Below are 12,768 nucleotides of genomic sequence, written 5' to 3'. Positions count from 1 at the left end.
CCCGAGAAACAGATTCGTCGAAATCCTTTGCGATTTTGCTAATAGAGGCATTCGATGAAACTTTTACGCTTTCTGCCGCCTTGAAGCTGCCCCCCGCTGGGGCCTATGGTGCGCTGAACCCGCAAAGGATTGATCATGGCAATTGAACAGGTAGGCATTGTTGGCGCAGGACAGATGGGCAACGGCATCGCGCATGTCTTTGCCTTGGCCGACTACGAGGTGTTGCTGACCGATATCAGTGAAGACGCGCTGACCGATGCTGTCGCTTTGATTGACCGCAACCTTGAACGGCAGGTCAGCAAAGACCTGATCACGGCTGCCAAAAAAGCGGACGCGATGAAACGGATCGGAACAACCCCAACCCTGACAGATTTGGGTAAAACCGACCTGATCATCGAAGCCGCGACCGAACGTGAAACCATCAAGACCGCTATTTTCGAAGACTTGGTTCCACATCTAAAGCCCGACACGATCCTGACATCAAACACGTCCTCCATTTCCATCACCCGCCTTGCGTCCCGCACTGACCGGCCAGAAAAATTCATGGGGTTTCACTTTATGAACCCTGTACCGATCATGCAGCTTGTCGAACTAATCCGCGGGATCGCAACGGATGAGCCGACATTCAAAGCCTGCCATGGCGTGGTTGAGCGTTTGGGCAAAACCTCTGCCACAGCCGAAGATTTCCCCGCCTTTATCGTCAACCGTATCCTGATGCCGATGATCAACGAAGCGATCTATACGCTTTACGAAGGTGTCGGTTCTGTCCAGTCTATTGATACATCACTGAAACTTGGCGCGAACCACCCCATGGGGCCACTGGAACTTGCCGATTTTATCGGCCTGGATACATGCCTTGCAATCATGAATGTGCTGCATGACGGGCTGGCAGATACAAAGTACCGCCCCTGCCCGCTGCTGACAAAATACGTCGAGGCCGGATGGTTGGGGCGCAAATCGCAACGCGGTTTTTATGACTATCGGGGGGATACACCGGTGCCGACACGGTAGAAGATGTGTTGCAGATTTGAGGCCAATTTATAGATGCTGCGCCTGATACGTATAGCAGCTTTGGGCTTCAGATAGATCGTGATCACTCCACGGTCGATACGCCCATCCAGATACGCACAGTGTCAAGCCAAAGGCCGTATGGACGACCACAGATGAGCATAATTATGGCAGCTCCGATGATACCAGAAACTAGCGTCGCGCCGGCCGCTCCACCAAGCCATATAATCATCGCGTAAATTGGTACCTGAAAGCTGAACAAAGCAAGCGTATCGAAGAAGAATAGTTTGGCTCGACCGCTTTGCAGCGCGTTTGATTTCAATAGTACCCAGTCTCGCCAAATGCCATAAGGCCGCGCCGTCAGGATCATAAGTGGCGCACCAATCAGTCTAGCAACAAGAACCTCATCCCATTCCATCCCGGCGATGAACCGTTCGTTGAGAACACCCGTGAGCGTGAAGAAACTCAGAAGAGCGATGTTGTCGGCGAGCCAAACTCGCGTTCCATATGGAATCATATGCGTCATGCACATAAATCTATGCTATTGCTCTGTATGTGCAACGCATATATTTTCGGTATTATGAACCAACGTGATACAAACGCGATTTCAGCCCTATGCCTACATTTTGCCGATGAACTCGGGCACGCTGTTGCCGTATTCGCGCCGCGAAACGAACCTGCACAGGCCATTGCGTATATCGGGCGTGCGCCATCACTTAGCATCAGGCATCTCAGCGGATTGCTAGGTTTGTCTCATGCCGCCACAGTTCGATTGGTCGATAGGATGTGTGCTGACGGTATCGCCAAGCGCAGCCCATCAAAAGAGGACGGACGTGCGGTTGGTCTGACCCTTACGACCTTGGGACGAGTTCGTTATGACGAGATGCTGAACGCCCAAAGCACTGTCGCCCAAAGCATGCTGAGTGTCCTGAATAAAAAGGATCGGGCGGCCTTCGTCCAGTTGGCGCACAAGTTCCTGTCATCGCGCACCTATTCCGAGGACGATGCGACCCGAGGATGCCGCTTCTGTGATGTGGAAGCGTGCCATAGCTGTCCCGTCAGGACAGATGCTTAAAGCAGCTATTGGTGTGGTGTCAGCGAAAGCGCGCTTCACCTCACAAAACGCATATCCCACGTCTGCTCTACTCTTTCAGCTTTAACGTTTCTTCCCGCATCCAGTCCATACAGGCGCGCTGGTCTTGCAGGCGTTCTTTTACTTCTTGGTCGTCAAACGGATGGCCAACGACCGGCTTTTGTGGTTTCCCGCAGGCATTCACGATCTCATGGATCAGCAGGCTTTGGCGTAGGGTCGCCGACACTTGGTTCGCCATCTGATACCACCGCGAATTCGCACCCGGAAAGAACAAAGGTACGACGCGGGCCCCGGACATACGGATCATTTTGGCAGTAAACAGGTTCCATTCGTCCTCGACCATGGGTCCGAACATTGAATTGGACGACGCGACCACGCCGGATGGGAAGACAGCGATCACGCCGCCTTCTTTCAGATATGCCATTGCCTGCTTGCGCATCTCGACCATCTTGGCCTGTGCGCCTTCTTCATGCGGAAACGGAACCGGGATCAGAAAATTACCGGCATCTTCGTCAATATCCGTCAAAAAGGCGCGCGTCAGGATGCGGTAGTCTGTCCGCACACGCCCAATCAACTCCGCAAAAACCAAGCCATCAACCAAGCCATGCGGATGATTGGCAACAATCACAACAGGGCCAGTTTTAGGGATGCGGTCAAGCTGTTCCTGCGGGGTGATCACGTCAATGCCCATCACATCCAGCGCGCCGCGCCAGAACGCCTGCCCGTGCAGTTTGCCGCGTTTTTCAAACTTGCGGATCATGCGGACGATATGAAGCTTACCTGTGAACCACTCGATCGTTTTGATGATGTTGCGTTTGATGGGGCTGTCGAACGTGTTTGAGTACGTCAGCGCACCACGATCATAGACGCGGGGTGGCGTTTCGGACATTACCGGCCGGGCAGAGGCTTTGGGGGTCGTGTCGGTCAATGTGCTTGTCCTATGCGATCCACGTGTCAGTCAGTCGTCTTCACCGAATTTATCAGCGACAAGGTTCTCAATCGCCGCTGCGAGCTCTTTTGCTTGCGGTCCACGGGTTTCAACTTCAATAAAGGTTCCGATAGAAGCTGCCAACATCAAAAGACCCATGATGCTGTCGCCCCCAGTGCTTTCACCGTCTTTGGTAACGGTCGCATCCGCATCAAAGCTTTCGACCACTTCAACCAGCTTGGCCGACGCGCGCGCATGCAGCCCTTTGATATTCTGAATTTCAAGACGCATTTGGGTCATTGTGGCAGCCCACCGTTATGGCTGTTGATATACTTGTGGGCTGCTGTGATCGCCGCCTCGACCGCGTCTGGCACGGTGGCGTTACGCGACTTGGCCAATTTGATCAGCATGGGCAGGTTGGCCCCATAAAGGATACGGCGATTATCAGGGCTACAGGCCCGCAATGACAGATTAGTGGGCGATCCCCCGAACATATCTGTGACGATGACCACCCCATCCCCGGTATCGACACCATCAGCGGCGTTGCAAATCTCGTCTTGCTTGATGCCGCGATCATCTTCGGGACCTATGGCGATGCTAACCATGCCCGGCTGTGGCCCCACGACATGCTCAACCGCAGCGTGGTATTCTTGCGCCAACCCCCCGTGCGCGACGATAACAATCCCGATCAAACCGCGTTTTCCTTAATACCCTCGGCCGCGCGCCGCTCTAACTCGCGGTGTCGTTTAGACACATGCCATCCGTCTTGTGCAAGGGCTTCTGCCAGTTTCTCGGTCATTGCGACGGAACGGTGTTTGCCACCTGTGCAGCCAAACCCGATAGACAGATGCGCCTTGCCCTCATCACGGTGCGCAGGCAGCAACAAATCAGCAAGCCCCTTTACCTGATCAAAGAACGCCGGAAACCGGGGATCAGCGGCGACATATTTGGCGACATCCGGATCACGACCGTCCAGATCACGCAGCGTTTCGACCCAATGTGGGTTTTGCAGAAAGCGGCAATCCATGATGATATCCATGCCACGTGGCAGACCACGCTTGTAGGAAAACGAATGGAGCGTCACACCCAGCTTGCGCCCATCGCCAGTCTCAAACCACTTTTCCACCTCTGCCTTTGCGTCATGGGGTGATAACCCGGTGGTATCAATCAACACGTCCGCACGCGCGCGGATCGGGATCAGCAATTCACGCTCGGCTGCGATGCCCTGCAACGGTGAACCAGCCGGTGCCAGCGGGTGCCGTCGCCGCGTTTCAGAATATCTGCGGACAAGCTCCTCTTCCGCGGCATCCATATAGAGCACTTGCGCCGTCAATTTGCCCTTACCGGTCAGCCGATCAATAGTATCAATCAAGGCCGATGTGCTGAAATCACGGTTACGCACGTCAACCCCCAATGCCAGCGGGCGCGTAGGTGGTGGACCCTCTAGCAAACGCGGCAAAAGCGAAAGTGGCAGATTGTCGATCACCTCATAACCCAAATCTTCAAGCGCTCTGATCGCGGTGGACCGACCAGCACCGGATGGGCCTGTCACCAGCACAACTGCTGGCGCGGCCGTCATTGGGTCCTGACCTGTTTTGGTCATCTATCGCTCCAACCAGACTTGAGAATCTGCAATATCGCAGGTGCAAAGTGTGGTGCATCAATCCGGCAGATCAAGGGCAGATCGTATCCCAAATACGTGAAGATACCCGGCTGTGGCAATCGTTCTACTGCGACGCGATCCAGATCGACCACCAACGCGACGCGGGCCGTCGGTTGCGTGGTTGCATTCAGGATGCCGACGCCGCGCGCTTCAATAAGACCTTGGATATTGGGGTGGGTTGCAGCCATGACCGCACCGTCTTGGACTGACAATTGCACACGGTCATCCGCAACCAGGGTGCACCCCAGCGCCATCAGGGTCAACGCCAGCGCAGATTTACCAGCGCCAGCTGCCCCCATGATAACAACAGCCCGACCCTCCCAAGCCACACAAGATGCATGTAGGGTGTCGGGTGCAGGCATCGTTAGATCGGCAGACCAACAACAAAGCGCGCGCCCAGGGGTTCAGACGTTGGATCCGCATCGGTTGGGCGAATATTTTCCGCCCAGATCGCACCGGCATGCGCCTCTACAATCTGCTTTGAAATCGCCAGACCCAACCCAGAGTTATTGCCAAACTGACCCTCGGGCCGTTCGGAATAGAAGCGCTGGAAAATCTTGGTCAGTGCATCGTCAGGAATACCCGGGCCCGTATCTTCGACCACAATCAAGACGCGGTTCTGACGGGTGCGGGCCCAGACGCGGATAGCATCACCCTTGTCACAGAATGAAATCCCATTGGTGATCAGATTAACAAAGACCTGTGCCAGGCGCCCTTCCAGACCTTGCACCATAATCTCACCCTCGGGCAGATCAGCCACAAAATCAACGCCGCGCAATTTGGCATCCTTGCCCAAAAACTCTGTGATGTTGCCAAGCATGTTGATCAGGTCAAAGGTTTCCTCTTCTTCCTTGACCAGTTCACTGTCCAGACGCGACGCGTTCGAGATGTCACTGACCAAGCGGTCGAGCCGCTTCACATCATGTTCAATGACCTCAAGCAGGCGTTCGCGCTGATCATCACGGGTCGCCACACGCATTGTACCAACCGCCGATCGCAAGGACGCCAGCGGATTTTTGATTTCATGCGCAACATCTGCCGCAAATTGTTCATTACCCTCGATGCGTTCGTAAAGCGCGGACACCATGCTACGCAAAGCAGCCGACAAACGCCCAATTTCATCGGGGCGTCCGCTCAAATCAGGGATACGCACCCGACCCGGAGACATCTTGCGTGCGTTCTTTTCTTGGCTTGCCTCCGCAGCGGTCGCCAATTGCGCCAATGGATTGGCGATGGTGGACGCCAGAACAAGGCTCAAACCGATACTAACCAACACACCCACGAAGAAAAGTCGCAGGAACTGTTCGCGTTCACGGCGCACAAGGCTATCGACCTCACCCGCGGCTGTCGTAACGGCAATCACGCCCACTGCCACATCATTACGCATGATCGGCGTGGTCACAATGAAACTGGTAGCGCCGTCAATTTCCGAAGCCTCCAGTTGCGTCCCGTTTTCAATTGCCAGTCGGACATTTTCCTGTGAAAGCTGAATAATGGATTGTTCCTGATCAATTGGCTCTTCAGCAAACGATCCCAAACTCACCATGCCGTCCCACAGTGAGACCAAAAAATCCAAAACGAAGGTGCCACCAGCCTGCGCCTCAAGCTCTGCGATTTGGTCTGTGTTCAAACTACCGGTTGCACGCGCGACCAAGGTCGTATCGGGGGCAAAAACAGACACCTCAACACCACCGCGCAGGTTCAGACCCTCCAGCGTGGCTGTCGGATTGATGCCGTCCGCTGTAACCAAATTGACAGGTGCGATAGATGGCAACTGCCCTTCAAACACATCCGCAATCAGCTGCGCTTCGTTGATCAGGCCGTTGGCGCGCTGAAACGCCAGACTGTCACGCGAGGGGCTGAGGTAAAGCACACCGGAGATCAGCAGGATCAATGCGATTAAGTTGAAGGTGATAATCTTACGCGCAATCGGCGAACGCCGCAGCGCAAACAGACGACCACCGGGGATCTCATCCACTTCGATATCTTCGGTGACAAGATCGGGATCAACCCAATCATCACCCAACACAAGATCGGGCGTGCGCGCAGCGGCGCGCACGGACTTCAGGTCGCGTACGTCAATTTTCGGCGCTGCCGTCATGACTTACTCTTCGTTGTAGCGATATCCGATGCCATAAAGGGTCTCGATCGCAGAGAACTCATTGTCCGTGTTACGCATCTTTTTGCGCAGGCGTTTGATGTGGCTGTCGATCGTACGATCGTCCACATAGACTTGGTCATCATAGGCGACATCCATCAGCTGATCGCGGCTTTTGACAAAGCCGGGTCGCTGGGCCAACGCCTGCAACAACAAAAATTCCGTTACCGTCAGGGATACGTCTTTCCCTTTCCATTTCACCGCGTGACGGAGTGGATCCATCACCAACTCACCGCGGACCATAACCTTGGTGTCCTCGGTTTCCTCAATCTCTTCGCCCGCGATCGCATCTTGCCTGCGCAACAACGCGCGGATTCGTTCCACAAGTAAACGCTGCGAAAATGGCTTTTTTACGTAATCGTCAGCGCCCATGCGCAGACCAAGGACTTCGTCGATTTCATCATCCTTGGATGTCAGAAAAATAACCGGCATGGATGTCTTCTGGCGCAGCCTTTGCAACAAATCCATCCCGTCCATCCGTGGCATTTTGATGTCCAGAACAGCCATGTCGGGCATGCGCTTGTTGAAAGCCTCAAGCGCCGAAAGACCGTCATTATATGTTTCAACCTCAAAGCCTTCGGCCTCAAGGGTCATGGACACAGACGTGAGGATGTTCCTGTCATCATCTACAAGTGCAATTCGTGACATAGTGGAAACCCTTCATTAGATATGCGCGGCGCGCGTTTCATGCGCTGCCTCAGACTTTTCACTGTTTTACATAGCCGAATCAACAGTTAACTCAATCAATGCCACACATTTGCCTTATTTGGGTTACTTTTACCAAAATTCCCTCTGCCGCTCCTCCTGTTTTCCGCCGAGCGACCTTTGGTTGCGCTAACATCAGAATGGTTGCGCTAACGATGTGAAACTAGGGTATCGGCGCTTGAAAACTTGGTGCTATGGAGGGGACATCGCTGACCATTTTGGTCATATCATAAAGGAGCGAACCCATGGACCACGGCACGGTCAACCCGTCGATGAAACTTGAAGATCAAGGCATCACAGGGCTGGGTTACATCTACTACAACCGCTCTGAGCAAGAACTGCACGATGCCGCCGTCGCTGCTGGCGAAGGTGTCACCGGTAAAGGTGGCACATTCCTGGTCTCAACCGGCAAGCACACAGGCCGGTCACCAAAAGACAAATTTGTCGTCAAAACCGATAATGTCGCCGATACGATCTGGTGGGAAAACAACCCGCCGATGGACCCCGCGCATTTTGATGTGCTCTACGCCGATATGCTGGAGCACATGAAAGGCGGCACTTACAACGTTCAAGACCTGTTTGGTGGTGCCGACCCCGCACACCGATTGGACGTGCGTGTGGTAACAGAACTGACATGGCACGGCCTGTTTATCCGTCATATGCTGCGGCGCCCAGAGGCGTCAGAGCTTAAGACATTTGCGCCAGACTTTACCGTCATCAACTGCCCCACGTTCAAAGCGGATCCCGCCAAACATGGCTGCCGGTCTGAAACCGTGATCGCGATGAACTTTGAAAAGAAGCTGATCCTGATCGGCGGTACCGAATACGCTGGCGAAAACAAGAAATCCGTCTTTACCTTGCTGAACTACCTGCTGCCTGAAAAAGGCATCATGCCGATGCACTGTTCGGCCAACCATGCGCCGGGCAACCCGGTTGATACGGCGGTTTTCTTTGGGCTGTCCGGCACGGGTAAAACAACGCTCTCTGCTGATCCAACCCGTGTGCTGATCGGGGATGATGAACACGGCTGGTCAGACCGCGGCACCTTCAACTTTGAAGGGGGTTGTTACGCCAAGACCATCGGTCTGGACCCCGAAGCAGAACCCGAAATTTACGCGACCTGTTCCATGCCGCACACGGTGATCGAGAATATGGTGTTTGACCCCGACACGTTTGAGTTGGATTTCGAAGACGACAGCCTGACTGCGAACATGCGCTGCGCCTACCCGCTCAACTACATCTCCAATGCATCTGAAAACGCATTGGGTGGGCATCCCAAGAATATTATCATGCTGACCTGTGATGCATTCGGCGTGCTGCCCCCTATCGCGCGGCTGACACCGGCGCAGGCGATGTATCACTTCCTGTCTGGCTTTACGTCCAAGGTCGCTGGCACAGAACGCGGCGTGACCGAACCAGAACCGACATTCAGCACATGCTTTGGTGCACCCTTCATGCCGCGGCGGCCAGAGGTTTATGGCAATCTGCTGCGCAGCAAAATCGCCAGCCATGGCGCGACCTGCTGGTTGGTGAACACCGGTTGGACCGGTGGTGCCTATGGCACAGGGTCACGGATGCCGATCAAGGCGACGCGTGCGCTGCTATCGGCGGCATTGGACGGCACTTTGATCGAAAGCACGTTCCGCAAGGATGTGCATTTTGGTTTCGAAGTGCCGGTTTCGGTGGATGGTGTTGACGATGGTTTGCTAAATCCACGCGACACTTGGGCTGACAAGGCTGGCTATGATGCGCAGGCCGAAAAGCTGGTGATGATGTTCAGTGACAACTTTGAAAAATACGTGCCTTTCATTGATGACGATGTGAAAGCAGCCGCGATCGGGTGAGTTTGGGTAAGGTGGATCATGATCCACCTTACTTTTGGCAACCGACGATATTTGCGGCAAGATGTGCGTGCGCTGCCTAATATTTCCGCAACTTAGGGACTTATGCGCCCAGCAGATTGGAAACACTGCCTTTCAATCGCAAAATATGCGCAATCTCTGAGCACTCTTTAAAGTCTCGGAGCTTAAGATCGACCTGCCACGCCATAAAAGCTTTGCCAAAGCGCGCCCCGCGCAGCCCCGTGCTATTGGCGAGGGTGTGTTAACTGTTGCCTGCCGCCAGAAAGGACGCACACAGATCATGCACCTGCGTCAGGCTGGATCAACAAAACTGGTCTTTCCACAAAGCTACGGACCTGCCCTTGAAGGGATTATTGTGAACACCGCTGGCGGAATTACCGGGGGTGATGCATTCACATTGGACGTTACCGCCAAAACCGATACGCGGCTGACGCTGACAACTCAGGCGGCCGAACGTGCCTATCGCGCCCAGATCGGTGAGGTTAGCCGTGTGACGACGCATTTAACCGTTGAAACCGGTGCGCGGTTAAACTGGCTGCCGCAGGAATTGATCCTTTTTGATCGTTGCGCCTTGCGCCGCAGGCTTTCGATTGACGTAGCTATTGGCGCGCAACTTTTGATGGTGGAGCCCATTGCATTTGGACGCGCCGCGATGTCCGAAAACCTGCACCATATCCAATTTCGCGATCGCATCAGGGTCATGCGGGACAGCAAGCCTTTGTATCTTGATGGCATGGATATCACCGGCGATGCCGCAGCCCACATGGCACGCGCCGCAACCGCGAATGGTGCCGGGGCAATGGCCAGTTTGGTGTTTATTGCCCCTGATGCAGCGTCCCAACTGGGCACATTGCGCAAAATGCTGCCCTCTACCGCAGGGGCCAGCCTGATTGCGGAAGATGTCCTTGTCATGCGCCACCTTGCAGCGGACGGTTTCGAACTGCGCCGCACCCTGATCCCGATCCTTGATCATCTGACAAACAATTCCCTGCCCATTTCATGGAGGCTTTGACCCATGCAACTCACCCCGCGCGAAAAAGACAAACTACTGGTCGCGATGGCCGCCGAGGTGGCGCGCAAGCGGCTGGCCCGTGGCGTCAAGCTCAACCATCCAGAGGCGATTGCCCTGATAACCGACGCCGTTGTCGAAGGTGCCCGCGATGGCCGGTCCGTCGCCGATATGATGGAGGCTGGCGGTCAAATCATCACCCGCGATCAATGTATGGATGGCATCGCTGAGATGATCGTTGAGGTGCAGGTCGAGGCCACTTTCCCTGATGGCACCAAACTCGTCACCGTTCACAACCCCATCAGATAAGAGGCAAAACCATGATCCCCGGAGAAGTCTTTCCTGCTGACGGCAATCTGACGCTGAACGCAGACGCCGAAGCCATCACCCTGATGGTCGCCAACACCGGCGACCGCCCCATCCAAGTTGGCAGCCATTACCATTTCGCCGAAACCAATCCCGCGCTGGATTTCGACCGTGATACTGCGCGCGGCATGCGCCTTGATATCGCATCGGGCACCGCCGTCCGGTTCGAACCGGGCCAACGCCGCGAGGTGCAGCTGATCCCCATCGGTGGCGCGCGCCGCATCTTCGGCTTCAACCAACAAATCATGGGAGACCTATAGATGCCCCGCGAGATTTCCCGCGCCCATTACGCGGCGATGTATGGCCCCACAACCGGCGACAAACTGCGCTTGGCTGACACCGATCTGATCATCGAGGTCGAACGTGATCTCACCACCTATGGCGAAGAGGTGAAGTTTGGCGGCGGAAAAGTGATCCGCGATGGTATGGGCCAATCCCAGGTCACCCGCGCCGGCGGGGCCGTCGATACCATTATCACCAACGCGCTGATCGTGGATCATGCAGGCATCTATAAAGCCGATGTCGCGCTGAAAGATGGGCTGATCCACGCCATCGGCAAAGCGGGCAATCCTGACACCCAATCCGGTGTGGATATCATCGTCGGTCCGGGGACCGAGGTGATTGCAGGCGAAGGCCGCATCCTGACGGCGGGGGGCATGGACAGCCACATCCACTTTATCTGCCCCCAGCAGATGGAAGATTCGCTGCATTCGGGTGTGACCACTTGTTTTGGCGGCGGCACCGGGCCTGCGCATGGCACGCTTGCCACGACATGCACGCCAGGACCCTGGCATATCGGGCGGATGTTGCAGTCTTTCGACGGCATCCCGATGAACATTGGGTTGTCCGGCAAAGGCAATGCCAGCCAGCCAGACGCTTTGGTCGAAATGGTCAAAGGCGGGGCCTGTGCGCTGAAACTGCACGAGGATTGGGGTACCACACCCGGCGCAATTGATTGCTGCCTATCCGTCGCCGACGACATGGACGTGCAGGTGATGATCCACACCGATACGCTCAATGAATCCGGTTTTGTCGAACACACGGTCAGCGCCATGAAAGGCCGTACCATCCACGCTTTCCACACCGAAGGTGCAGGCGGCGGGCACGCCCCGGACATCATTAAAATCTGCGGCGACGCGAACGTCCTGCCGTCCTCAACCAACCCAACGCGGCCTTTCACGGTGAACACACTCGAAGAGCATCTGGATATGCTGATGGTCTGTCATCACCTTGATAAATCTATCCCCGAAGACATCGCCTTTGCCGAAAGCCGCATCCGCCGCGAGACGATTGCAGCAGAAGACATCCTGCACGACATGGGCGCGTTTTCGATCATCGCGTCGGACAGTCAGGCGATGGGGCGCGTGGGTGAGGTGATCATCCGCACGTGGCAAACAGCCGATAAGATGAAAAAACAACGCGGGCGTCTGGACATAGAGACGGGTGAGAACGACAACATGCGCGTCCGTCGCTACATCGCCAAATACACGATCAACCCCGCCATCGCCCAGGGTGTTAGCCATGTTCTGGGTGATATCAGCGTTGGCAAACGCGCCGATCTGGTGCTTTGGAGTCCGGCATTCTTTGGCGTGAAACCTGAGATGGTTTTGATGGGTGGTTCGATTGTCGTGGCGCAAATGGGTGACCCTAATGCATCCATTCCGACGCCACAGCCTGTTTATACTCGGCCTATGTTCGGGGCCTACGGCGGGTCACTGACAAATTCCTCGGTCAGCTTTGTGTCCGGTGCGGCCCAATCGGCAGGTTTGCGTGATGAATTGGGGTTGGCCAAACAAACGATCGCCATCAAAAACACCCGTAAGATCAGCAAAGCGGACATGGTCATGAACGCCGCCTTGCCCGAAATCGAAGTGCACCCCGAAACCTACGAGGTGCGCGCCGATGGCGTGTTGCTGACCTGCGAACCCGCCGAGGTCCTGCCGATGGCGCAACGCTATTTCATGTTCTGAGGTCCG

The 12,768-nt window shown here is 55.3% G+C and carries 15 protein-coding genes; 7 read left to right on the top strand and 8 right to left on the bottom strand.

Going from position 1 to position 12,768, the window contains the following annotated elements:
- The first annotated feature begins 135 nt into the window (after positions 1 to 135).
- Positions 136 to 1,011, top strand: coding sequence for a 3-hydroxybutyryl-CoA dehydrogenase (locus RCCS2_RS07790; protein WP_008232992.1), 876 nt, complete (start codon positions 136 to 138; stop codon positions 1,009 to 1,011).
- An 82-nt stretch (positions 1,012 to 1,093) separates the two neighbouring features.
- Here RCCS2_RS07790 and alaE read toward each other — a convergent pair whose 3' ends face one another.
- On the bottom strand, positions 1,094 to 1,534 hold the full coding sequence (alaE, locus tag RCCS2_RS07785; protein WP_008232991.1) for an L-alanine exporter AlaE: 441 nt from the start codon (positions 1,532 to 1,534) through the stop codon (positions 1,094 to 1,096).
- Positions 1,535 to 1,588: 54 nt separating this feature from the next.
- On the opposite strand from alaE, the gene RCCS2_RS17885 reads away from it, so the two are divergent.
- On the top strand, positions 1,589 to 2,083 hold the full coding sequence (locus RCCS2_RS17885; protein ID WP_008232990.1) for a MarR family winged helix-turn-helix transcriptional regulator: 495 nt from the start codon (positions 1,589 to 1,591) through the stop codon (positions 2,081 to 2,083).
- Between the two features lie 67 nt (positions 2,084 to 2,150).
- On the opposite strand, the gene RCCS2_RS07775 is transcribed toward RCCS2_RS17885, so the two are convergent.
- From RCCS2_RS07775 to RCCS2_RS07745, 7 genes are all read right to left on the bottom strand, one after another.
- Positions 2,151 to 2,990 (bottom strand): lysophospholipid acyltransferase family protein, encoded by an 840-nt coding sequence (locus RCCS2_RS07775; protein ID WP_008232983.1) that lies wholly within the window; start codon positions 2,988 to 2,990, stop codon positions 2,151 to 2,153.
- 69 nt (positions 2,991 to 3,059) lie between these two features.
- Complete coding sequence (locus RCCS2_RS07770) at positions 3,060 to 3,329, bottom strand: HPr family phosphocarrier protein (RefSeq protein WP_008232980.1); 270 nt, start codon at positions 3,327 to 3,329, stop codon at positions 3,060 to 3,062.
- Positions 3,326 to 3,721 (bottom strand): PTS sugar transporter subunit IIA, encoded by a 396-nt coding sequence (locus tag RCCS2_RS07765; protein ID WP_008232978.1) that lies wholly within the window; start codon positions 3,719 to 3,721, stop codon positions 3,326 to 3,328. Before RCCS2_RS07765 ends, RCCS2_RS07770 begins: the two co-directional genes overlap by 4 nt.
- Positions 3,718 to 4,632: an RNase adapter RapZ gene (gene rapZ, locus RCCS2_RS07760; protein WP_008232976.1), complete on the bottom strand. Its 915-nt coding sequence runs from the start codon at positions 4,630 to 4,632 to the stop codon at positions 3,718 to 3,720. Before rapZ ends, RCCS2_RS07765 begins: the two co-directional genes overlap by 4 nt.
- Positions 4,629 to 5,054: an HPr kinase/phosphorylase gene (locus RCCS2_RS07755; RefSeq protein WP_008232975.1), complete on the bottom strand. Its 426-nt coding sequence runs from the start codon at positions 5,052 to 5,054 to the stop codon at positions 4,629 to 4,631. The genes rapZ and RCCS2_RS07755 overlap by 4 nt, the downstream gene beginning before the upstream one ends.
- Before the next feature lie 2 nt (positions 5,055 to 5,056).
- The gene (locus RCCS2_RS07750; RefSeq protein ID WP_008232973.1) at positions 5,057 to 6,793 is read right to left on the bottom strand and encodes a sensor histidine kinase; all 1,737 of its coding nucleotides are present in this window, start codon (positions 6,791 to 6,793) and stop codon (positions 5,057 to 5,059) included.
- 3 nt (positions 6,794 to 6,796) lie between these two features.
- Positions 6,797 to 7,498 carry a response regulator transcription factor gene (locus RCCS2_RS07745; RefSeq protein ID WP_008232971.1) on the bottom strand — a complete coding sequence of 234 codons (702 nt, stop codon included), beginning with the start codon at positions 7,496 to 7,498 and terminating at the stop codon, positions 6,797 to 6,799.
- Between the two features lie 302 nt (positions 7,499 to 7,800).
- Between RCCS2_RS07745 and RCCS2_RS07740 the strand changes: the two genes are divergently transcribed.
- The 5 genes from RCCS2_RS07740 to ureC all read left to right on the top strand — a co-directional run bounded on the left by RCCS2_RS07740 (position 7,801) and on the right by ureC (position 12,762).
- Positions 7,801 to 9,399 carry a phosphoenolpyruvate carboxykinase gene (locus RCCS2_RS07740; protein ID WP_008232970.1) on the top strand — a complete coding sequence of 533 codons (1,599 nt, stop codon included), beginning with the start codon at positions 7,801 to 7,803 and terminating at the stop codon, positions 9,397 to 9,399.
- Positions 9,400 to 9,697: 298 nt separating this feature from the next.
- Complete coding sequence (locus tag RCCS2_RS07735) at positions 9,698 to 10,429, top strand: urease accessory protein UreD (protein ID WP_008232969.1); 732 nt, start codon at positions 9,698 to 9,700, stop codon at positions 10,427 to 10,429.
- 3 nt (positions 10,430 to 10,432) lie between these two features.
- Positions 10,433 to 10,735: an urease subunit gamma gene (locus RCCS2_RS07730; RefSeq protein ID WP_008232968.1), complete on the top strand. Its 303-nt coding sequence runs from the start codon at positions 10,433 to 10,435 to the stop codon at positions 10,733 to 10,735.
- An 11-nt stretch (positions 10,736 to 10,746) separates the two neighbouring features.
- Positions 10,747 to 11,052, top strand: coding sequence for an urease subunit beta (locus tag RCCS2_RS07725; protein WP_008232967.1), 306 nt, complete (start codon positions 10,747 to 10,749; stop codon positions 11,050 to 11,052).
- A complete protein-coding gene (ureC, locus tag RCCS2_RS07720) occupies positions 11,053 to 12,762 on the top strand; it encodes an urease subunit alpha (RefSeq protein WP_008232966.1) in 1,710 nt (569 codons plus the stop codon). It begins immediately after the preceding gene.
- Positions 12,763 to 12,768 lie beyond the last annotated feature (6 nt).

Origin of the sequence: Roseobacter sp. CCS2, from assembly GCF_000169435.1 — a bacterium.
In the GTDB taxonomy this organism is placed as follows: Bacteria; Pseudomonadota; Alphaproteobacteria; order Rhodobacterales; family Rhodobacteraceae; genus Yoonia.
This window is presented reverse-complemented; position numbering and strand designations above follow the sequence as displayed.

What these genes read in the sequence shown, in the direction of transcription:
- RCCS2_RS07790 (WP_008232992.1), top strand. Translation starts at nt 136, where the DNA reads ATGGCAATTGAACAGGTAGGCATTGTTGGCGCAGGACAGATGGGCAAC.
- alaE (WP_008232991.1), bottom strand. Translation starts at nt 1,534, where the DNA reads ATGACGCATATGATTCCATATGGAACGCGAGTTTGGCTCGCCGACAAC.
- RCCS2_RS17885 (WP_008232990.1), top strand. Translation starts at nt 1,589, where the DNA reads ATGAACCAACGTGATACAAACGCGATTTCAGCCCTATGCCTACATTTT.
- RCCS2_RS07775 (WP_008232983.1), bottom strand. Translation starts at nt 2,990, where the DNA reads ATGTCCGAAACGCCACCCCGCGTCTATGATCGTGGTGCGCTGACGTAC.
- RCCS2_RS07770 (WP_008232980.1), bottom strand. Translation starts at nt 3,329, where the DNA reads ATGACCCAAATGCGTCTTGAAATTCAGAATATCAAAGGGCTGCATGCG.
- rapZ (WP_008232976.1), bottom strand. Translation starts at nt 4,632, where the DNA reads ATGACCAAAACAGGTCAGGACCCAATGACGGCCGCGCCAGCAGTTGTG.
- RCCS2_RS07755 (WP_008232975.1), bottom strand. Translation starts at nt 5,054, where the DNA reads ATGCCTGCACCCGACACCCTACATGCATCTTGTGTGGCTTGGGAGGGT.
- RCCS2_RS07750 (WP_008232973.1), bottom strand. Translation starts at nt 6,793, where the DNA reads ATGACGGCAGCGCCGAAAATTGACGTACGCGACCTGAAGTCCGTGCGC.
- RCCS2_RS07745 (WP_008232971.1), bottom strand. Translation starts at nt 7,498, where the DNA reads ATGTCACGAATTGCACTTGTAGATGATGACAGGAACATCCTCACGTCT.
- RCCS2_RS07740 (WP_008232970.1), top strand. Translation starts at nt 7,801, where the DNA reads ATGGACCACGGCACGGTCAACCCGTCGATGAAACTTGAAGATCAAGGC.
- RCCS2_RS07735 (WP_008232969.1), top strand. Translation starts at nt 9,698, where the DNA reads ATGCACCTGCGTCAGGCTGGATCAACAAAACTGGTCTTTCCACAAAGC.
- RCCS2_RS07730 (WP_008232968.1), top strand. Translation starts at nt 10,433, where the DNA reads ATGCAACTCACCCCGCGCGAAAAAGACAAACTACTGGTCGCGATGGCC.
- RCCS2_RS07725 (WP_008232967.1), top strand. Translation starts at nt 10,747, where the DNA reads ATGATCCCCGGAGAAGTCTTTCCTGCTGACGGCAATCTGACGCTGAAC.
- ureC (WP_008232966.1), top strand. Translation starts at nt 11,053, where the DNA reads ATGCCCCGCGAGATTTCCCGCGCCCATTACGCGGCGATGTATGGCCCC.